At 63.9% G+C, this 19021-nt stretch carries 20 protein-coding genes; 13 read left to right on the top strand and 7 right to left on the bottom strand.

The annotated features are described in order from the left end of the window. Nucleotides 1-15: 15 nt before the first annotated feature. Both QNO10_RS01345 and QNO10_RS01340 read right to left on the bottom strand, forming a co-directional pair. Nucleotides 16-585 carry a TetR/AcrR family transcriptional regulator gene (locus tag QNO10_RS01345; RefSeq protein WP_229951242.1) on the bottom strand — a complete coding sequence of 190 codons (570 nt, stop codon included), beginning with the start codon at nt 583-585 and terminating at the stop codon, nt 16-18. Continuing rightward, complete coding sequence (locus QNO10_RS01340) at nt 578-1468, bottom strand: alpha/beta fold hydrolase (RefSeq protein WP_229951244.1); 891 nt, start codon at nt 1466-1468, stop codon at nt 578-580. The genes QNO10_RS01345 and QNO10_RS01340 overlap by 8 nt, the downstream gene beginning before the upstream one ends. 136 nt (nt 1469-1604) lie before the next feature. Here QNO10_RS01340 and QNO10_RS01335 point away from each other — a divergent pair, with 136 nt between their 5' ends. Further along, the gene (locus tag QNO10_RS01335) at nt 1605-2402 is read left to right on the top strand and encodes a hypothetical protein (RefSeq protein WP_284162288.1); all 798 of its coding nucleotides are present in this window, start codon (nt 1605-1607) and stop codon (nt 2400-2402) included. 243 nt (nt 2403-2645) lie between these two features. Then, complete coding sequence (locus QNO10_RS01330) at nt 2646-3914, top strand: acetamidase/formamidase family protein (RefSeq protein WP_229951248.1); 1269 nt, start codon at nt 2646-2648, stop codon at nt 3912-3914. 5 nt (nt 3915-3919) lie between these two features. Here QNO10_RS01330 and QNO10_RS01325 read toward each other — a convergent pair whose 3' ends face one another. Then, the gene (locus tag QNO10_RS01325; protein WP_269437895.1) at nt 3920-4084 is read right to left on the bottom strand and encodes a DUF4177 domain-containing protein; all 165 of its coding nucleotides are present in this window, start codon (nt 4082-4084) and stop codon (nt 3920-3922) included. A 105-nt stretch (nt 4085-4189) separates the two neighbouring features. Between QNO10_RS01325 and QNO10_RS01320 the strand changes: the two genes are divergently transcribed. The 3 genes from QNO10_RS01320 to QNO10_RS01310 all read left to right on the top strand — a co-directional run bounded on the left by QNO10_RS01320 (nt 4190) and on the right by QNO10_RS01310 (nt 7168). Then, complete coding sequence (locus QNO10_RS01320) at nt 4190-5569, top strand: flavin-containing monooxygenase (protein WP_229951250.1); 1380 nt, start codon at nt 4190-4192, stop codon at nt 5567-5569. Nucleotide 5570: 1 nt separating this feature from the next. After that, a complete protein-coding gene (locus QNO10_RS01315; protein WP_229951252.1) occupies nt 5571-6401 on the top strand; it encodes an SDR family oxidoreductase in 831 nt (276 codons plus the stop codon). Between the two features lie 179 nt (nt 6402-6580). Next, nucleotides 6581-7168: a DUF3060 domain-containing protein gene (locus QNO10_RS01310; protein WP_229951254.1), complete on the top strand. Its 588-nt coding sequence runs from the start codon at nt 6581-6583 to the stop codon at nt 7166-7168. Nucleotides 7169-7294: 126 nt separating this feature from the next. Here QNO10_RS01310 and QNO10_RS01305 read toward each other — a convergent pair whose 3' ends face one another. Together QNO10_RS01305 and QNO10_RS01300 are read right to left on the bottom strand one after the other, a co-directional pair. Further along, nucleotides 7295-8410, bottom strand: coding sequence for a fatty acid desaturase family protein (locus QNO10_RS01305; RefSeq protein WP_229951256.1), 1116 nt, complete (start codon nt 8408-8410; stop codon nt 7295-7297). 206 nt (nt 8411-8616) lie between these two features. Next, complete coding sequence (locus QNO10_RS01300; RefSeq protein WP_229951258.1) at nt 8617-9957, bottom strand: APC family permease; 1341 nt, start codon at nt 9955-9957, stop codon at nt 8617-8619. A gap of 138 nt (nt 9958-10095) precedes the next feature. On the opposite strand from QNO10_RS01300, the gene QNO10_RS01295 reads away from it, so the two are divergent. After that, nucleotides 10096-10512 (top strand): VOC family protein, encoded by a 417-nt coding sequence (locus tag QNO10_RS01295; protein WP_229951260.1) that lies wholly within the window; start codon nt 10096-10098, stop codon nt 10510-10512. 53 nt (nt 10513-10565) lie between these two features. Here the strand turns inward: QNO10_RS01295 and QNO10_RS01290 are convergent, their stop codons facing one another. Beyond that, entirely contained in the window at nt 10566-11132 is a 567-nt protein-coding gene (locus QNO10_RS01290) for a GrpB family protein (protein WP_229951262.1), read from the bottom strand. Between the two features lie 121 nt (nt 11133-11253). On the opposite strand from QNO10_RS01290, the gene QNO10_RS01285 reads away from it, so the two are divergent. The 4 genes from QNO10_RS01285 to QNO10_RS01270 all read left to right on the top strand — a co-directional run bounded on the left by QNO10_RS01285 (nt 11254) and on the right by QNO10_RS01270 (nt 15260). Then, nucleotides 11254-12027 carry a cyclopropane-fatty-acyl-phospholipid synthase family protein gene (locus tag QNO10_RS01285; protein WP_229951264.1) on the top strand — a complete coding sequence of 258 codons (774 nt, stop codon included), beginning with the start codon at nt 11254-11256 and terminating at the stop codon, nt 12025-12027. Between the two features lie 164 nt (nt 12028-12191). Beyond that, nucleotides 12192-12575 carry a cupin domain-containing protein gene (locus QNO10_RS01280; protein ID WP_229951265.1) on the top strand — a complete coding sequence of 128 codons (384 nt, stop codon included), beginning with the start codon at nt 12192-12194 and terminating at the stop codon, nt 12573-12575. A 188-nt stretch (nt 12576-12763) separates the two neighbouring features. Then, nucleotides 12764-13678, top strand: a complete 915-nt coding sequence (locus tag QNO10_RS01275) for an ABC transporter ATP-binding protein (RefSeq protein ID WP_229951267.1) — start codon at nt 12764-12766, stop codon at nt 13676-13678. After that, entirely contained in the window at nt 13671-15260 is a 1590-nt protein-coding gene (locus QNO10_RS01270) for an ABC transporter permease (protein WP_229951269.1), read from the top strand. The genes QNO10_RS01275 and QNO10_RS01270 overlap by 8 nt, the downstream gene beginning before the upstream one ends. Before the next feature lie 79 nt (nt 15261-15339). Here QNO10_RS01270 and QNO10_RS01265 read toward each other — a convergent pair whose 3' ends face one another. Continuing rightward, a complete protein-coding gene (locus QNO10_RS01265) occupies nt 15340-16023 on the bottom strand; it encodes a hypothetical protein (protein ID WP_229951270.1) in 684 nt (227 codons plus the stop codon). 125 nt (nt 16024-16148) lie between these two features. Between QNO10_RS01265 and QNO10_RS01260 the strand changes: the two genes are divergently transcribed. From QNO10_RS01260 to QNO10_RS01250, 3 genes are all read left to right on the top strand, one after another. Further along, nucleotides 16149-16838, top strand: a complete 690-nt coding sequence (locus QNO10_RS01260) for an MBL fold metallo-hydrolase (protein WP_229951272.1) — start codon at nt 16149-16151, stop codon at nt 16836-16838. 121 nt (nt 16839-16959) lie between these two features. After that, nucleotides 16960-18159: a S41 family peptidase gene (locus tag QNO10_RS01255; RefSeq protein WP_229951274.1), complete on the top strand. Its 1200-nt coding sequence runs from the start codon at nt 16960-16962 to the stop codon at nt 18157-18159. A 160-nt stretch (nt 18160-18319) separates the two neighbouring features. Then, complete coding sequence (locus tag QNO10_RS01250) at nt 18320-19021, top strand: histidine phosphatase family protein (RefSeq protein ID WP_229951276.1); 702 nt, start codon at nt 18320-18322, stop codon at nt 19019-19021.

Raw genomic sequence — 19021 nt, 5'->3', positions numbered from 1 at the left:
TGGAGGCAGCACGCGTCATGACCGCGCCCAGCCGTCCAGCGCGGTGGTGATGCTCCCGACCAGGCGGTTGAAGCTCCGATCCAGGTCACGGGGCATTTCGTAGCCGCCGCTGGTTTCCAGCGAGACGAAGCCGTGAAGCGCCGCGCGGAGGAACCGGATCGCGTCGATGGCGTCGTCGCCCGAGAGTTGGTAGCCCGTCAGGACGCCGGTCATAACGTCCAGGAACGACGCCGCGACCTCCACCTCCTCGGGGTCCCCGCTGTCGACGGGCAGCATGGCCAACGGGTACAGGCCGCGGTGCTCCAGCGCCCACCCGCGGTAGGCGTGCGCGATGTTGATGATCGCATCATCCCGTGAACGTCCGATTGCGGCCTGCGCGATGACGCGGGTGAGTGAGCGCTTCGCATGCAGGGTCACGCCCCGCTGGAGGCCGGCGACGCCGTCGACATGCTTGTAGAGCGAGGGGACGCGGACGCCGAAGCTGTCCGCGATGGCCGCGAGGTTCAGCCCCTCACTATGGGGTTCGTCGAGCATCTGTGCCGCGCGCTCGACGACGGCGGCCGCGCTGAGTCCCGCCCTAGGCATGGTCGGTTCCGCGGTTGGTGTGTGCCCCGAGGACCCGGGCGAGGAACGGCAGCGCCAGGTCAAGGAGTTCGTTGGGTGTCTGGGCGTGCGGGTAGTGGCCGGCGCCGTCAATGACGGCGAGGGTGCCCAGACCGGCGGGGAGGTCGGCAATGACACGTTCGCCCTCCGCGCGCGGGTCGGCCCAGTCCGGGTCGGCACTGCCCTGGATGACGAGGACGGGGCTGCGGACGTCGGCCAGCCGCGCCCCGGCGTCGGTGGGGGCGGTCTTCATCATGGCCTGCAGGACTTTCATGCGAGCCGGGTCCTGCATCACCGCGGCAATCTGCGACCGTTCAGCTGCCCAGTCGGTGGGCTTCACGGGTATGGCGATGTCGAGGTACTTCAGCCAGTTGGACACACTCCCGCGGAGCATGGTCTGCAGCAGCTGGAGGGAGGCGGCCCGATAGCGCGGAACGCGGAACATGCCGCCGAGGTCCATGGACTGCTTCCGGGTGAACGGTGCAATCTCGACGACGCCGGCAATGAGGTCCGGCGCGTCGGCAGCGGCGATCGTGGCGGCGCCGCCGCTGATGGACTGGCCTACGAGGACTGCGGGACCACCGAGGTGTTCCACCAGCGCCACGAGGTCTCCGGCGATGTCGGTGCGGCTGTAGCCGTCCCAGCCGGTACTGGACTGACCGCAGCCGCGGATGTCCAGGTTTGCCACCCGGTAGCCGGCGGCGACCAATGCCGGCACGACGAAGCGGTACGAACGGCGGCTGTCGCCCATGCCGTGCGCGAGGACCACCAGCGGGCCCTCCCCCTGCAGGTCGTAGGCCAGCCGGTTCGTTCCAATGCTCAGGTACTCAGTCATGATGCCCTCCAGGCACTCGGTGTATGCCATAAAGCTAACCAACTTAGCTTAAAAGCACAATAGGTTAGCTTTCGCAGGCGCTGTCAGGTACATCACAGCGGGGGACGCGGTGGAGTTGTAATCTGGAATTGTGGGTCTGCCACCACGCCATAACGAGAGGATCATGATGTCTCGACTTACCGTGGGGAACATCTTCAAAGTCGCCGTCGCCCTCCTGTTTTTTCCTTTTATGCCTCTCCTGGTGTTGATGATCGGGGTGCGCAGGAGTAACTGGAAGGTGATCCTTGAGGGTGGCCTGTACGTAGCACTTGTCTTGGCTGCCGCCGCCGTCGCCGGGTACAGCGCGCTGGCCGTTCTCTCGTTCTTTGTGATTCTCGGGGTCGTGGCCGTGTCGGCCATGCGGTCCTACATGCTCCGGGACCTGTGGCTGCACCCGCGCGGTCGAGTACCGCAGGTTATGACCCAGCCCGCGACCTCGGGGCCGCAGGTCCAGCACCCGTCTACGCCGGGGGCATCGAACCCTTCGCCCCCGGAGGACCTGCCACAGGCTTTGGCCTGGTCAGCCGCCCTCGCCCGGCAGAACAAGAACCGGATTCCCACCGAGGCGTATGTCAGCATCCTGGAAACCTGCCAGACGCTGGACGCGGTGATCGACGCCGAAACGCGCCAGCCGCTCGGCGATCCCCAGTTCGAGTACGAACTCACAGCTATGGTGCGTGACTTCCTGCCCAGCGTTCTTCGGAATTACGTGGCCATTCCGCCGAAGATGCTGGAGACCAAACAGGCGAGCGGAAGGACCCCCAACGAGGAACTGGTCGAGCAGCTGCAGCTCCTCGCCGGACAAGCAGACACACTGTACTCGGGCCGCCACCGCCGCACCTCTGCGGAACTGACCACCACGGGCAACTTCCTTCGGGAACGGTTTGGGCACCGCCAGGCCGGCTTCGACTTCGGTATCAAGTAGCCGCCCCGCCGTCGTCGGCTCACCCTTGCCCGACCCGCCCCGCAACCTCCCACACAGCCTGTTCACCCGCCCGAAACAGCCTCGAAACTCCAGCTGGCTAGCGTGATGAAACCAGGTAGAGGAGGACACGATGGACAGAATGCTGATCGGGCGGGACGCCGCCGAGGTGCTGACCAAAGGACTGGGCCGCCGGGGATTCCTCGGAGCCGCGGCGGGCATCGGCGCCCTGGCCTTCACCACCGGGTGCACAACCCAACCGGCCCCCACGCGCCGTCCCCGGCGGCGGCCGCCCGAGCGGGAAAAACCGGATCGCCTGGCGCCCAGCCGGAGGACATCCTGCAGCCGCACTCCGGCGATATCCCCGGGGACCACTACCTCGTCTCCACCCCCGACGAAGTGCTGTGGGGGTACGTGCCCACCGTGCATGCGGCGCCGGTGGCACGGATGAAATCCGGCGAGACCATCACCATCGACGCCCTTTCCCATGAAGGGATCCTGGAAGACCAGGGCCGGGACCCGGTGTCCTTCTTCGGCAGCCACGGCGTTGAAGAAAGCGGGGTGCTTCAGGACGCCGTCGACATTGCCGCCGGCTACAACCGCACGCCGCGGAACTTCGATACCGACGGACCGCACGTCGTCACCGGTCCCGTCGCGGTCGAGGGCGCGGAGCCCGGCGATGTCCTGAAAATCGAAACGCTCGACGCCGTTCCCCGGGTTCCGTACGGCGTCGTCTCCAGCCGCCACGGTAAAGGTTCGCTTGCTGTGCAGCCCGGACCGGAAGCACCGGCGGGCATCACTTTGGAGGAAGTCATGCCGCCGGTGGATACGGATAACCGCGGCTCCGGCGTTCCCACGGATTATCACAACGTCTCCGTCTTTACCGCGGTTGAGGACGGCAAGGGGGTGATGACCAGCGGCGAGATGAAGGTCCGTTTTCCGCTGCGCCCGTTCATGGGAATGATGGGTGTGGCCTTTGCCGAAACCAGCGGCCTCACCGACCCGGAAGCTAACTCGGTGCCGCCAACGCTCGGCGGGGGCAACATCGACATCCGCCACCTCGGTCCAGGATCCACCTTCTATCTGCCGGTCAAGGCCGACGGCGCCCTGTTCTACGTGGGCGATCCGCACATGGGTATGGGCGACGGCGAGGTGGCGCTGACCGCCATGGAGGGGTCCCTGCGCGGCACCTTCCGGCTGACCGTCTGCAAACCCGGCTCCGGCGACGCTCCGGAACTGGCCCACCGGTATCCGTTCGCCGAGACGGCGGACGCCTGGATCCCCATTGGCCTGTCCGACCCCGACGGTCTCGGTGGCGGCGGCGTGAACAGCGACCTGGATATTGCCATGCGGCGGGCGGTGGTCAATGCCCTGGACTTCCTCGAGCAGGAGAAAGGCATGGACCGCGCCGTTGCCTACGCCTACCTTTCCGCCGCTGCGGACTTCGCCATCTCCCAGGTGGTGGACCGGACCGTGGGTATCCACGGGCTGATCCGGAAGGCGGACTTCAGCTAGGAAGGTTATCCGAGGCTTTCGAACACCATCGTCGCCTGGATGCGGTCTCCGCCACCGAAACCCTTGCTCCCGCTGCTCGCGGTCGTGATGGTGTGGAGCCGGTAGCCCTTTGCCGCCTGCTCGTTAATGGCCTTCTCCAGGGAGGTCAGGTTGCCCGACCCCGTTCCCAGCAGCGATGCTGCTGCCGGGGTGTTGATAACGCTGGGCGCGGCCGGGTGAGCTTACAGTGACGTACATCACGTAAGTCCGGACACATCCACCTGCTTGGAGCGCCAATGACGACTGCCCACAGCACACCGCCCACCCACGAGCTCGGCAGCAGCGAGCGCGTGTGTGTCATCGGCGCCGGCTGCTCCGGAATCACGGCGGCCAAAGTTCTCCACGAACGGGGACTTGCCTTCGACTGCTTTGAACTCTCGGACCGGGTCGGCGGCAACTGGGTGTGGGGCAACAGCAACGGAGTGTCCGCGGCCTACAAGTCTCTGCACATCAACACCTCGCGCAGCCGGATGGAGTTCAGCGACTTTCCGATGCCCGCGAACCTGCCCAATTTCGCACGCCACGATCAGGTTGCGGCGTACTTCGACGCCTACGTCGACCACTTCGGGTTCCGAAACAAGATCACCTTCAACACCGGCGTGGAGCACGTGCAGCCTCTGCCCGACGGCGGCTTCGAGGTTCGGCTGAGCACCGGAGAGACCCGGCGCTACGGCTCGGTCATAGTAGCCAACGGCCACCACTGGGACCCGCGCATGCCGGAGCCGACCTTCCCCGGCGCCGAAGGCTTCACCGGTGAGCAGATGCACTCCCACGACTACACGGACGAGCAACAGCTCACCGGCAAGCGGATCGTGGTGCTCGGCATGGGCAACTCGGCCATGGATATCTGTACAGATGCCAGCTACCACGCGGCCGAGACCTACCTCTCCCACCGCCGGGGCGTGCACATCATTCCTAAGTACGTCTTCGGCAAGCCCTTCGACGAGATCGGAGCGCACGAGTTGATCCCGTCCCGGGTCCGCTGGGGCGTCGCCCGCGTGGTCATGCGCGCCGCCACCGGCCCAATGTCGCGTTACGGCCTTCAGGAACCCGACCACAAGTTCGCCCAGGCCCACCCGACCGTCTCCAGCCGGATACTCGACAGGCTGGCCCACGGCGACGTGGTCCCGAAGCCCAACATCCAGCGTTTCGACGGTGACAGCGTCGTCTTCACCGACGGCACCCGCGTCGCGGCCGACCTGGTGATCTACTGCACCGGCTACAAGATCTCGTTCCCGTTCTTTGACGCCGGCTTCCTCGACCCGTCCGGAGATAACGAGATCCGGCTCTACCAGCGGATGTTCCACCCGACGGTGCCGGGGCTGTACTTCATCGGACTGGTCCAGCCGCTCGGTGCGGTCATGCCGATCGCCGAGCGGCAGTCCGAGCTCGCCGCCGACCATCTCCAGGGCCGTTACGCCCTGCCCGAGCGGGCCGCTATGGACGCCGAGATCGACCGCCACCGCAAGGCGATCACCAAAAGGTACGTCGCCAGCAAGCGGCACACCATCCAGGTGGATTTCGTCGATTACATGCGTGCCCTACGCAGGGAGCGCGATGCCGGAGCGCGGCGCAGAACCGCTGCGCAGGCCGCAACCGACCGTGTGGGGGCCTGACATGGCCGGGAACACTGAGCAGCACTCACGCCGCGTCGCCGTCGTCACCGGCGCCGCCCGCGGCATCGGGCACGCCACCGCAGCCCGTCTGTTGCGCCGCGGATGGATAGTCGGCGCGTTCGACATCGAAAGTCACGGCCTATCTGAGCTCAAGGACATCGCTGCCGCGCACGACACCACCGTCGTCACCGGAACGCTCGATGTCCGGGATGCCCAGCAGTGGCGCGAAGCCCTGGCGTCCGTTTGCGAGGATCACTTGGACCTTCTGGTCAACAACGCCGGGCTGCTTGCCGCCGGACCGTTTGTTGATACCGATCTTGAACGGCACCGGGCACTCGTGGACGTCAACGTTCTGGGCACCATCAACGGTGCCCATACCGCGTTCCCGTACCTGAAGAACGCTGACAGACCGGTGCTGCTCAACCTGGGATCCGCCTCAGCCATTTACGGGCAGCCCGATCTTGCCACCTACGGCGCCACGAAGTTCGCGGTCCGCGGCCTGACCGAGGCACTGGAACTGGAATGGGCGGAGCATGGCATTGCCGTGCTCGATCTGTGGCCTCTGTTCGTCAACACCGGGATGGTCAAGGGCGTCAATATCGGAGCAATACAGTCGTTCGGCGTGCGGCTGAACGAAACCGATGTTGCCGCAGCCGCTGTCGCCGCCGTGGAACGCAGCATCAGGTCCCGCCGCAACCCGAAGTGGCCCCGCAACGTCCACCACGCCGTCGGATCGCAGGCACGCTTCCTGGCCGCGCTCTCCCAGGTGACTCCGAACTGGGCCAACCGGCTCCTCACCGAGCGTCTCACCCGACGGCCGGCTGCCTCCTAGGTCCCTTAGGGACTATCCGCCCAGCGTTTTGCGGAGTTACGTGGCCATCCCGTTCAAGATGCTGGAAAATAAAACATGCAAGCGGAAGAGCCCCAAATGAGGGATTGCTCGGGCAGCTGCAGGTTCTCTCCGGGCAGGCCAACACAACACCCAGCCCCGCCTAGCTGAGGAGAACCCGCATGTACCGCAATTTCCGCATCACCGCACCCGTCCTCACCGCCGTCGCGGGCCTGGCAGTCATCACCGGATGCACCGCGGACCCGGCCCCGTCCCCGGAGGAAACCGGAACACCCTCATCAACCAGCGTCGGAACACCCGAAAACACCTCCACGGCCTCCCCGACGGACCTAAGCGCATCAACCGCACCCGCTGGCTCCGGTGCGACGATCACCCTCAGCCGCGGGCAGGAACATAAAATTACGGAAGCGAACACGAGCGTCAGCATTACCTGCTCCGGCGGCGGGGACATCGACGTCGAGACCAGTGGCTCCTCCGTGCAGACCACGGGTCAATGTGAGGACATCGATATCCAGGGCAATGGCAACACAGTCAGTGGCGAGGACGCGGAAAGCCTCGAGATTGAGGGCAGCAATAATGAAGCCACCCTCAGCAATGTGCCCGATATCGATGTGGACGGAACCGCGAACACTGTCGGCGTCGAGGAGACCCGTGACATCGACGTCGAAGGAGAGAACAACACCGTCACGTACACCTCCGGGGACCCCGTGATCGAAACCGAGGGTACGAACTCCGTCTCGGCCCGATGAACACGGGCGTTGCCCCGCCCAGCACCTAACAGGACGGTGGCCGCCAAAAACAAAAACCGGACCACCCCCTGAGGGGTGGTCCGGTTTTTGTTCACGATCTAAAAGCAGTGCACGGTGACAGGGAACTTACACACGGTGCGTGCTGGCCAGCGGGCAGGCCCACGTATCGACCCCGCCGCGGCCCACCCTGTTGATATAGGTGGTGACGTCCCGCAGGGATTGCCCAAACGCGGTTTCGGTGTACCGCACCCCCAGCTGCTCACAGTGCTGGCGGACCAGCGGGGCGACTTTGCGCAGATTCGGGCGGGACATGGAGGGAAACAGGTGGTGCTCAACCTGGAAGTTCAGTCCTCCCATAAAGGTATCCACCCACCGGCCGCCGGTGATGTTGCGACTCATCAATACCTGGCGCCGCAGGAAATCGATGCCCGCGTCCTTGGGCGCGATCGGCATGCCGATGTGGTTCGGGGCGAAGGAGATACCCATGTACAGCCCGAAGACGGCGAGCTGGACGCCGATGAACGCTGCACCCTTGCCCGGTGAAAGAACCATGAAGACCAGCACCACATAACTGACCAGGCGCACAGCGATGAAGCTAAGTTCCACCCACCGCCGCTTGATCCGGCCCTTGCCCAGTACCCGCTTGATGCCCTGCACATGCAGGTTGACTCCCTCAAGCAGGAGCAGCGGGAAGAAAAAGTAACCCTGTTTGGTGGCAAGCCAGCGCGTCAAACGGTTCGTGCGTGCTTCGGCTGCCTCGGGGGTGAAGGCCAGGACGCCGGGAGCGATGTCCGGGTCCGTGCCGATTTTGTTCGGTGCGGCATGGTGCTTGCTGTGTTTTGCATTCCACCAGCCAAGGCCCATGCCGGCGAAGAGATTAACCACGATCAGCGAGACCCACTCGTTCCACTTCGGCGACACGAAGATCTGCCGGTGTGCGGCGTCGTGCCCCAGGAACGCGATCTGCGTCATCAGTAACGCCAGCACCACCGCGGTCACCATCTGCCACCAGGTGTCCCCCAGCAGGATGAAAGCCAGGGCCAGCACCAGACCCATCAGGGTTACCCCGATCAGCTTGGCCCAGTAGTAGCCGTAGTTCCGGCGCATATAGCCGGCTTCCTGGATCTGCCGGGTCAAAGCCGTGAAGTCGCTGAGGTGCCGTTGGCGGGCCGGGCCAGCTGGCCGGTGTTTGCCTTCTCCACTCGAATCCACGCTGGTACCCGTCATAAGGGCGTCTTCCATTCATTCACTTTCATATCGGCTGTCAGTCCTAAGTGCGCTTATCTTATCTGGAAAGACAGCCTCTCCGTTTCATTGCCATGGCAGGACGGTGGGCCGTGTTGGCGCACGACAGGGCCTCGAACTTCAAGTCAACGACCCGTCAACCGCGCGGACGCGGCAAGGGATTCACCGTCCCCTTGGCTCCCCGGCAGTCCGCGAGCCGCGAGTCAGCCCGCGCTCTTGCGGTCCTCGCGTTTGCGCTGGGCCCGGGCCGCCAGGAACAACAGGGATCCGATCGCCACGTAGACAGCCGAACTCAGCCAGATGGCCGCGCTTTGCTGGGAGAGGAGCGCAATGCTCGCGATGATGGCGAGGACCGGCATGAACCGGGGCGCGGAGAAGTGGTCATGGTCGACCTTGTCCTTTTTGAGGACGAGGACGCTGACGTTGGCGGACAGGAACACCAGCAGCAGGAGCAGCACGGTGGTTTCGGCCAATGAGGCGACATTTCCGGTAAGGGTCAAAATGATCGTTAGTCCGGCAACCACAACAATGGAGACCCAGGGGGTGCGGCGGCCCGGCAGCACGCGGCTGAAGGCGCTGGGGAGCAGTTCCGCTTCCGCCAATCCATAACCGACGCGGCTGGCCATGACCATAAACAGCAGCGCTCCGTTGGCGATCGCGATCAGGGCAATGATGCTGAAAAGCCAGGGCGGGATGCCCACACCGCTGGCTGCGACGACGTCGAGCAGGGGGCCGGTGGACTCGGCCAACTCGGATGGCTCCACCACGATGACCGCGCCGAGGGCGATGAGAAGGTAGACGAACCCGGCGGTGCAGATGGCTCCGAAGAGTGCGCGGGGGTAGGCCTTGGACGGGTTGCGTACTTCCTCGGCCATGTTCGCTGCCGCTTCGAAGCCGAGGAAGGAGAAAAACGCGACGATCGATGCGGCGAACGCGCCTTCGAGGGGCGGTACGTCCGGCGCGAATTCCAGGAGCCGCGCCGGTTCCCCGTTGCCGGCGGCGAAAACAATGGCGCAGACGACAATGACGAGGACGAGGCCGGAGACCTCGATGACGGAAGCTATCAGGTTCGCGGTAAGGGACTCCTTGACGCCGCGCAGGTTGATCAGGGTCAGCACGATGATGAAGGCGACCGCTGCGGGGGCCGACGGCACATCGAAGAGCGCTGTAAGGTAATCGCCGGCGAAGGCGTTCGCGAGAGCAGCGGCTGTGGTGATTCCCGAGGCCATCATCAGGAAGCCAACGAGGAATGACACGTAGGGGATGCCAAAAGCCCGGTCGGCGTAGCGCGCGGCTCCTCCAGCGTGCGGGTACTTGGTGATCAGTTCCGCGTAGGTCGTGGCGGTGAGCAGGGCGACGACCAGGGCGATCAGCAGGGGGATCCAGATCGCGCCGCCGACGTCGGCTGCCATGGTGCCCACCAGGGTGTAAATGCCGGCACCGAGGGTGTCACCCACGATAAACCCGTACAACAGCAGCGCGCCGATGGCCCGCTTCAGCCCGGGTGATGATTCTGGCGTGGTTGTGCCGGGATCCTTTGTCATTGGGCTATTGGATTCCGTTTGCGGTCCCTGCGCAACTACTTGGGCGAAATCCAGTGCACCAAAGCCTTGAGGTAAGTAGACGAACACTATTTACCGGCTGGCAAACCTATCGGCAGCCACCAGGGTTAGTCTCAGCCCATGAGCGTATTCCCACAGGTGCTTCACACGGTTCTCGACACTACCGATGTGCGCGGGCTGGCAGAGTTCTACCGTCATCTGCTCGGACTCCAGTATCGGCCAGGAGATGAGCCGCCCGTGGGTGAGGGCATGCCTGACGACGTCGATTGGCTCGTTCTGACTGATGGGCAGGGCAACCGCAAGCTTGCTTTTCAGCACGTTGATCATTTGAAGAGGACAACATGGCCGCTGCCTGATGTGCCGATGCAGATGCACCTCGACCTAACAGTTCCTGACCGGGCGACACTCGAGCATCACCACTCCAGGGCGTTGGCGTTGGGGGCAGAGCTCCGATTCGATCGTACGGACGACCTGGACGAGCCGTTGTACGTTTACGCCGATCCGGCCGGTCATCCGTTCTGCATCTTCGTAGCCTGAAGCATGACGTCCGCTGTCCGGTGAAGGATCCCGTCCCTCGAATTTATATAGCGTCAGTACCTGCAGGCTGCCCTTGCCCGCGCCTTGATCGCCAGGATGACTTCGGTCTTGGCATCGGCGTAGTCATTCATGTCGTCCCACTGCTTCTCGAGCAAAGATCGCTTGGTGCTTTCGTACAGGACACGGTCCTCTACGTTGCGGCGCAAATGATCGCGAAGAAGTAGATACTCGCCGATTGCGGGATCATCCCGTTCGTATAGGTGAACGTGAACATCGCGTTCCGGCGTACGCACCAGCCGGTGCCCTGGTTCTCGGACTCGCAGATCGTATCCGGCTGCGAGAAGCGGGTCGAGGTAGTCCTCCTCGGCCGTGATGTCGTCCACTGCAACCACGATGTCGATGATCGGCTTGGCTGCCAATCCCGGAACCGACGTCGAGCCGATGTGCTCGATTTCGATGTGCGATGTCCCGATGGAACCCTCAATGCGGTGACGGTGAGTGAGATAAATCCCCGGCCACCGGTCGTCGTAGCTGCGGAGGGGAAGTTCGAGTCTCTCGGGGCCCCCGATCAGCTCCAGCGCCGTCACGTCCGGTCGTCGCGGTTTTGGGCTCTTTTTCACATGCGTATCCTCGCAGAGTCAGCCTCCTGCCAACGAAACTTTGTGCCCCGTAAGCCGGTCCACTGCCGGACAAGCGGATATCCCAAGCAGGCGCTTCTATGACTCGTGAGAACATCATCGAGTGACCGACGCCACTTCGCTTGAGCTGCCGCCCCTATATGAGTCCCTGACCTGGCTCACTCCGCTTTCCGAGGAACGTGCCGCTCACCTTGTGGCGTTCTTGTCCGACCCGGCGCCGGCTGAGGTTCTGGACATGGGGTGCGGATGGGGCGAACTGCTACTTCGGGTTATGGCCTCGGCCCCGCAGGCACGGGGACGCGGAGTGGACAGTGCCTCCGCATCCATCGACCGGGCGAGGCAACAGGCATTGACTCGTGGGCTGCTTAACAGAGTGACGTTTGATTCGATGCCTGGGCTGGAAGCTCAGGATCGCCCCGCAGACGCTGTCATCTGCATCGGCGCGAGCCAGATCTGGGGGCCGCCGGTAGAGGACGCGCAGCCGCTCGACTACGCCGCGGCCCTGCGTGCACTTCGAGCTCTGGTGCTCCCCGGCGGCCGGCTCGTCTACGGCGAGGCGATCTGGTCAGCAACACCTCATCCGGCTGCTACCGCCCCTCTGGCTGGACGTGATGACGAGTACCTGACAGCAGATGCGTTACGTGAGCAGATTCAGGCCGCTGGCTTCGAGGTGGTGGACGACGACCAAGCAAGCGTTCAGGAATGGGACGTCTTCGAGACCGGATACCGCGACAGATTTACCCGTTGGCTGGAATCGCACGATGCCGACCATCCCGCCGCATGGCAGGTCCGTCGGCAATATGAGGAACAGCGCGCTGCATATGAAGATGGCTACCGGGGCGTCCTCGGGATGGCGTATTTCTGCCTTAGGGGGTAATTGTCCACAACGACTCACCGTCACCTGGCGCGCAGACATGCTGGCGTTCCACCCAGGGGACCCCTCCTTGCGGGACAGTCCGATCCTGCAAGTTAATGACGGGGAGTTTCTATCGTCGGTTGGTCGATTCGGCGTACGCGCGTCTTGGGGCCGATGATGGGCCCATGAATTCTCTCCACGGAATCGATGTCGCCGCTGAGCTCCGGCAGGTCCACGCTCATTGGACCCCACGGGTCATCGGGCGCGTGAACGATCAGTACGTGAAGGTCGCGAAGCTGCTCGGCGAGCTGGTCTGGCACGCCCACGACGCGGAGGACGAGATGTTCCTCGTCATCTCCGGTCGGTTGCGCATCCAGCTGCCCGATGCTGAGGAGGTCGTACTCACGCCGGGCCAGTTCTACGTCGTTCCCCGCGGGGTTCAGCACAATCCGATCGCGGACGAGGAGGTCGAGATCGTCCTCATCGAAACCGTCTCTACCGCGCACACCGGCGACGTCGTCGTGGAGGGCACCGTTCCGGTCGAGAGGCAGGTCGGCGACTTCCGCTGATCTACACCTAAAACTTCGCGTCTCAACGTATGTAATAAGCCGATCCGCTGATGGATCTGCTGTGTAGTTCTCCGGTCATCGGTCACGTCGAAGCCCAACGCGCGGTCGGCAGGTAGAGGAAAACAATGGTCACCATGGCGGATTTGCCCGCACACTAGCTGCAGGGACGGCTAGAGAACGGGGAGGCTATGAGCGCGGAGTTGGTCATCAGTGTTCAGGGGCTGGAGAAGGCTTTCGGGAGATTCCAGGCTCTGAACGGGCTGAACCTACAGGTTGAGCGTGGGCAGGTGCACGGTTTTCTGGGGCCAAACGGTGCAGGGAAGTCAACAACTATCCGCGTGCTCTTGGGGCTGTTGAAGGCCGACGCCGGAGACCTGCATGTCCTGGGAAAGGATCCGTGGCGGGAGGCCGTGCCGCTGCATCGGCGGCTTGCCTATGTGCCGGGCGATGTCGCGTTATGGCCGGGCATGACCGGCGGCGAGGCCATCGATCTGCTGGGATCGCTCCGCGGCGGGCTGGACGAGGGGCGGCGGGCGGAACTGATCCAGCGGTTTGAGCTGGATCCCGCGAAGCGGGGCCGCCAGTACTCCAAGGGGAACCGGCAAAAGGTAGCCATCGTCGCCGCCCTGGCCTCCGACGTCGAGCTCCTGATCCTCGACGAGCCAACGAGCGGTCTGGACCCGCTGATGGAGAACGTCTTCCAGGAAGTGATCGGTGAGGCAAAGCAACGCGGCACCACGGTGCTGCTCAGCAGCCATATCCTCGCCGAAGTCGAAACCCTCGCGGACCGGGTGAGCATTATCCGGGACGGACGGATCGTGGAGGAAGGCACGCTGGCCCAGCTTCGCGGGCACACCACCGCCGCCGTCCACGCCACTCTGGAACGGAACCCACAGCCCGGCCAGCTGACCGCGTTCGGGGACGTGCACCTGGACGGCGGCAAACTCACGGCTGTGGTGGAGTCCGCACGGGTGGGTGAGGCAATGGCAGCACTCACCCCGTTCGGCATCACATCGCTGACCGTTGAACCGCCCTCGCTGGAGAGCCTCTTCCTGCGGCTGTACGACGATGACACCCCTCCACACGGGCGCGCCCATGGGTAACGCCCTGACGGGTACCGGGCCCCTGCTGCGTGCTACTGTCCGGTTCGACGGACGTAGCTTTGTGCCGTGGATCCTGATCGCGACGGCGCTCTCTGCGTCCTCCGTGCTCGTCTACCCATGGATCTTTCCCACCCAGCAGGACCGTCTCGGACTAGCCCTTGCCATTGGCTCCAACCCGGCACTGGGCTTGATCTTCGGGCCGGCCTACGATCTGAGCACGGACGACGGTTTCAACGCTTGGCGCAGCCTCGCCCTGGGCGGATTCCTCGCCGCACTCGGATCGATTTTCACCGTCACCCGGTCCAGCCGGGGCCAGGAGGACTCCGGACAGGCCGAGCTTCTGGCATCCGGTGTGCTGGGCCGGAGCAGCCGTCTGCTGGCGGGAGTGAGCCTGGCCCTGATCGGCTCGATGGCTCTGGGAGGCGTCGCCGGAGTCGTCACGTCCTGGTGCGGCGGCGGCTGGAATGCCTCCCTGCTGCTGGGAGCAACGTTCACTGCCACCGGTTGGATGTTCGCTGCGGTCGCCGCTGTGACCGCGCAGCTGGGATCCGATGCGCGGACGGCCAACTCACTGGCCGTGGGTACCTTCGGCGCGCTGTTCCTGCTGCGCGGCTTCCTGTATTCGGTGGAGGCACCGGACTGGACGTCCTGGATAAATCCGTTGAGTTGGATGACGGAAATCCGGCCGGCCAGCGGCAACCACTGGTGGCCGCTGCTCCCCGCAATGGCCCTCGCCCTGGTCCTGCTCGGTATAGCCTTCCTGCTGCAGTCCCGGCGAGACTTCGGGCAGGGGGCAATCGTCCCCGGACCCGGCCCCACCCGGGGCAGGGTTGGAACTCCGTGGAGCCTGGCGATCCGGCTGAACCGCGCCCCGCTCCTGACGTGGACCGTTGCCTTCATGATTATCGGGGTGGTCTTCGGGTTTTTTGCCCGCTCCTTTAAGGACATCCTGAGCGGTGACAGTGCAGCCGCCTCGGTTCTCGCATCCGGTGCAGCCACGCCGGATGACCTCGCGCCGGCCTTCCTGGTGACGATCCTGAGCCTGGTCGGTATTCTCGCCGCCATTCCCGGCGTGCAAATCTTGCAGAAGGTGCGGATCGAGGAACTGGAGGGCCGGCTGGAGCCCGTTCTGGCCGCCGTCGTTCCGCGCTCCCGTTACTTCACGGCAAACGTCATGCTCGCATTGGCCACACCAACCATCTACCTGCTTCTCGCAGGAGCCATCATCACGGCACTGGCCTCCGGGGATCTGGGCATCGACGCCGGCAAGGTTCTGCTGCAGGCCATCGTGACGGTTCCGGCCGTATGGACGGCCACCGCTGTCTCGGTGGCGGTCGTCGGTGCGCGGCCGCAGGTGGTAATCGCGTCCTGGGCTGGTGTGTTTATTTCCTTCGTGCTCACGTTGCTGGGCCCGACGTTCAGGCTCTGGGACTGGGTACTGGCGATCAGTCCGTTCTGGCACGTTCCCAACGTTTCCGTCGACGACGCCGGCTGGGCTGGGTTGGCGGGAATCTCCGCCGTCACCGCGGTGTTCCTGCTGATCGGCTTCACTGGTTTTCGCCGTCGGGACCTCGATGGGTAGCCATCCGTCGCCGACGGAGCCGAGGAATGGCGTTTAGACGTCGTGGCGGGGTCCCCACTCGGACGCAGGGGTGTGGCCGTTAGCTCCGGGTCGCAAACCGGACCTGGATTCGTTTGAGTTCAGCGCGTGGAAGTACTGCGGTCACGACGCCGCCGCCTGCGAGACGGGTTCCGATACCGTACACGAACGGGTCAGTATCGACCTCTGCACCGGGTACGTCGACTCCGTTGACGACGGTTCTGGCTTGGCCATTGACCATCCGGCCGGTCACTGCGGGGGCGTGCTGGTCCCAGGGTTTGCCGCCGGGCCAGAGCTCCTGCCGGTACTGGTTCATCAAGATGTGGTTGACATGGTCAGCCAGGAGGCTTTGAAGCGAGTGCTCGGACGGCTCCCGGTGCCAAGTGGTTCGCACGGCCTCCCACAGCTGCGGATATTGCATTCGCTCCACCTGTTCGATCAGCCAAGGGGGCCGGGGCCATGGCGGAACTTCCTCGATCGCCCTTCGGGTCTCCTCGTCGAGGTCCGCGAGGTTGACCGGGTCGGAGCGATCGTCCGGGTTTCGCCAGAGAGTGTAGGTGATGCTCGCTGTCATTTCGCTGTACCCACGTTCATCCATGACGGAGTTCAGGCTGACTAAGTCCGTGTCCTCCAGTGCCGGCTGGGGAATAAGCCCCAGCACCGGAATAGGCATGCGCTTCAGATTCTCGGCCCATTCAGCACGGGGGTCGGGGGCGTCCTCGGGGATAATGCCAACCAGTCTCATGCCTAGACTATGAATCAAACGAGGGTGCCTGTAAACGGGAATGGGTTGCAGGCCCAAATGTCCCGCTAATGGATCCCTCAGGGTGCAGGGAGACCAGGCCCAGGAGTGATCTATTGTCAGAGCGAATGGGTGAATTACTCGAAGACACCGCAACTAGAAAAGGTTCTGGTATGGATCTAACGAAGTACGGTCATGCTTGTGTTCAGCTCACAGAGGGCACAACTACGATCGCGATCGATCCTGGTGCTTTGACCCCGGAACCCGAAGCCTGCCACGGCGCCGAGGCAGTACTAATCACTCATGAGCATTTCGACCACCTCGATCAAGGCATCCTTGAAGCCGCTGTAGCGTCCAGGCCAGATTTGCGGATTTTTACATGTGCAGGCGTTGCCCAGAAGCTAGAGGCTTCCGAGCGCATTCGAGAGCATGTGGAAGTGATGGAGGACGGCCAGACGGTCTCCATTGGTGACTTTGAGATAGCAGCCGTTGGATCATCGCATGCTTACAGCCACCCTGACGCTAGCCCTGTGAACAACATCGGGTTCCTCATCAATGACACAGTTCTGCACCCCGGTGACGCGCTGACGGATGTTCCCGCACCCGTCCTTCTGGCTCCCGGGCAAGCTCCCTGGCTGACAGTTCCTGCCCTGGTCGAGTACATCCGTACACGGCAACGGGATCATGTCTATGCAATTCATGACGGGTTGCTCAACCATTGGGGGCTGCAAGTATTGGACTCCGTCCTCGATATCGAAGCCCGACGTGCCGGAGTCAATATCAGACGCCTCCTCGTCGGCGAAACCGTTCATCTCTGAGGTACACCTCGAACTAGAACTACCGACCGGGACATCGCTAGTGGTCGTGGGTTCATGAGCACAACCGCGAAAGCTGATCCCGGCTGCTAGGAAGAGGTCCCCGCATGCGAGAGTCATCTTCATGAGTACGCAAGCAGTCCCGGACGATCAAGACCATTTGGGCCGCGGCGCCGGGTATCTTTCGGCCCAGTCTTCCGGGCCGGCATGGATGCTCGATCCGGCCGATCCAATCCTCCAGCGGCACGCCGCCCGCCAGTCCCTGGGACCTAACAACGCCGCCGATTACCGGGATTTCATCGATGACGCGGCAGCGTTGAAGTACCTGATGCGTACCCGTCATATCGCCGTCGTACTCGATCCCGACAAGGCTCACACCACCGACGGGATCATCGATCGGTGGGCCCAGGGGTTATCTGCCTCGAAACCCACAACGTTGGCTGGCTGCGTCGGATCCTTAGGGAGGGAACTAGGGAAGGCCCTCGGTGACGGGCACCTCCATGTGCGCCACGGCGAGCATCACGGCAGGGAGAAGGAAACTCTTGGTGAGGACCCCGGTCCAGCGTGGGAAACGACGACGATGAACAGCATCAGGATCATTCGAGTCAGAACCTTCGACGGATCCGACGGGGTCGATTCCGTCCTTCAAGCCGGGGTAGAGAATCATGCCGAGGACTTCACCTTTCAGGACATCATCGTCGATCTGCGCGGCAACGGAGGAGGAGATGACTCCTACGTCACCTCTTGGTTCACACCCCACGTTAACGAGTCGTGGACGAGACCGTACGAAGAGCACGGGATGACACTGTCATCCTCGGGTTCACCCATCGGCTACTGGAATTACGCGACGTGGTTACGGCTCAACGACCACACCGTGCCAGCAGCGTTCACCGCAGAACACCTTCGTCCCCGGCGTGATGACTGCGTCATCGTCACCGCTTCCCAGAATGGTGCCAATCATGCCGGGACGACCTTGGAGCCTGGCCGCACGGAACACTGGCAGGGACGGATGATCGTTGTCATCGATGGTGGCACGGGTTCCTCCGGCGAATCAGCGGCCCTGCTGTTAAAGAACGCGTTCGACGCCGTCCTCGTAGGTGCGCCCAGTTACGGAATCATCGACTACGGAAACTCAACCCCCTACTACCTACCTACTAGTGGAATGCAAATACACGTGCCGTCTCAGGCCAATAACTGGGGAACTGCCATCGACTTCATCGGTATCCAACCCGATGTCCCGCTTCCCGCATCGACGCCGCTCCGCGACATCACAAGTACTTTCAGCGAGATCCACAACTCCCGAACCACTGAAACTCACAGCTGACGTCCACTGTTGCAGTTGCAGCCAGGGATCGTGCAGCGCACCCCCTCAAGCAGCAGTTGACGCCTTGCGCATCCACGGGCCTGCCTGCGGCCCGGTGCCCACAAGCCGCACCGCCAACGTGCGTCCGCACCGCCGTCGACCACATGACTAGGCTGGGAACATGGCAACAGTAATCCTCGTGCGGCACGGCCGCACCACAGCGAACGCCTCCGGAGTGCTGGCCGGCCGGACCCCCGGCGTCGAACTCGACCAGGTGGGCCGCGACCAGGCGGCCGCGACCGGCGGCCGGCTCGCCGTCGTTCCCCTGGTCGGAGTCGTGTCCAGTCCGCTCGAGCGCTGCCGGCAGACCGCACAGTTCATCCTTGACCGCCAGTCGGGCGCCCCGCATGCGCCGGTCGACGTCGACCTCACCGAGTGCGACTACGGCTCCTGGCAGGGCCGCACGCTCGAGGAGCTCGCGAAGGAGAAGTTGTGGGCGACAGTGCAGTCGCAGCCCTCCGCCGTCTCCTTCCCCGGCGGCGAGTCCATGGCCGCGATGCAGGCCCGTTCGGTGGGCGCGATCCGGCGCCACGATGCAGCCTTCGAAGCCGAACACGGGCCGGGAGCCGTGTGGGTGGCGGTGAGCCACGGGGACATCATCAAGTCGGTCCTCGCTGACGCGCTCGGCATGCACCTGGACATGTTCCAGCGCCTCAATGTGGGCCCGGCTTCCGTGTCGATCGTGCACTACGGCACGGGACGTCCCACCGTCCTCGCGACCAACACCGACGCCGGGGACCTGTCCTGGCTGGCGGCCAGCACGGCGTCGGACGATGCCCCGGTCGGCGGTGGCGCAGGTCACGCGGCGCCGCCCGCCCGATGA

Source organism: Arthrobacter sp. zg-Y919, assembly GCF_030142045.1.
Classification (GTDB): domain Bacteria; phylum Actinomycetota; class Actinomycetes; order Actinomycetales; family Micrococcaceae; genus Arthrobacter_B.
This window is presented reverse-complemented; position numbering and strand designations above follow the sequence as displayed.

What these genes read in the sequence shown, in the direction of transcription:
- QNO10_RS01255 (WP_229951274.1), top strand. Translation starts at nt 16,960, where the DNA reads ATGAGTACGCAAGCAGTCCCGGACGATCAAGACCATTTGGGCCGCGGC.
- QNO10_RS01265 (WP_229951270.1), bottom strand. Translation starts at nt 16,023, where the DNA reads ATGAGACTGGTTGGCATTATCCCCGAGGACGCCCCCGACCCCCGTGCT.
- QNO10_RS01250 (WP_229951276.1), top strand. Translation starts at nt 18,320, where the DNA reads ATGGCAACAGTAATCCTCGTGCGGCACGGCCGCACCACAGCGAACGCC.
- QNO10_RS01335 (WP_284162288.1), top strand. Translation starts at nt 1,605, where the DNA reads ATGTCTCGACTTACCGTGGGGAACATCTTCAAAGTCGCCGTCGCCCTC.
- QNO10_RS01305 (WP_229951256.1), bottom strand. Translation starts at nt 8,410, where the DNA reads ATGGAAGACGCCCTTATGACGGGTACCAGCGTGGATTCGAGTGGAGAA.
- QNO10_RS01320 (WP_229951250.1), top strand. Translation starts at nt 4,190, where the DNA reads ATGACGACTGCCCACAGCACACCGCCCACCCACGAGCTCGGCAGCAGC.
- QNO10_RS01275 (WP_229951267.1), top strand. Translation starts at nt 12,764, where the DNA reads ATGAGCGCGGAGTTGGTCATCAGTGTTCAGGGGCTGGAGAAGGCTTTC.
- QNO10_RS01300 (WP_229951258.1), bottom strand. Translation starts at nt 9,957, where the DNA reads ATGACAAAGGATCCCGGCACAACCACGCCAGAATCATCACCCGGGCTG.
- QNO10_RS01340 (WP_229951244.1), bottom strand. Translation starts at nt 1,468, where the DNA reads ATGGCATACACCGAGTGCCTGGAGGGCATCATGACTGAGTACCTGAGC.
- QNO10_RS01315 (WP_229951252.1), top strand. Translation starts at nt 5,571, where the DNA reads ATGGCCGGGAACACTGAGCAGCACTCACGCCGCGTCGCCGTCGTCACC.
- QNO10_RS01295 (WP_229951260.1), top strand. Translation starts at nt 10,096, where the DNA reads ATGAGCGTATTCCCACAGGTGCTTCACACGGTTCTCGACACTACCGAT.
- QNO10_RS01280 (WP_229951265.1), top strand. Translation starts at nt 12,192, where the DNA reads ATGAATTCTCTCCACGGAATCGATGTCGCCGCTGAGCTCCGGCAGGTC.
- QNO10_RS01345 (WP_229951242.1), bottom strand. Translation starts at nt 585, where the DNA reads ATGCCTAGGGCGGGACTCAGCGCGGCCGCCGTCGTCGAGCGCGCGGCA.
- QNO10_RS01270 (WP_229951269.1), top strand. Translation starts at nt 13,671, where the DNA reads ATGGGTAACGCCCTGACGGGTACCGGGCCCCTGCTGCGTGCTACTGTC.
- QNO10_RS01310 (WP_229951254.1), top strand. Translation starts at nt 6,581, where the DNA reads ATGTACCGCAATTTCCGCATCACCGCACCCGTCCTCACCGCCGTCGCG.
- QNO10_RS01260 (WP_229951272.1), top strand. Translation starts at nt 16,149, where the DNA reads ATGGGTGAATTACTCGAAGACACCGCAACTAGAAAAGGTTCTGGTATG.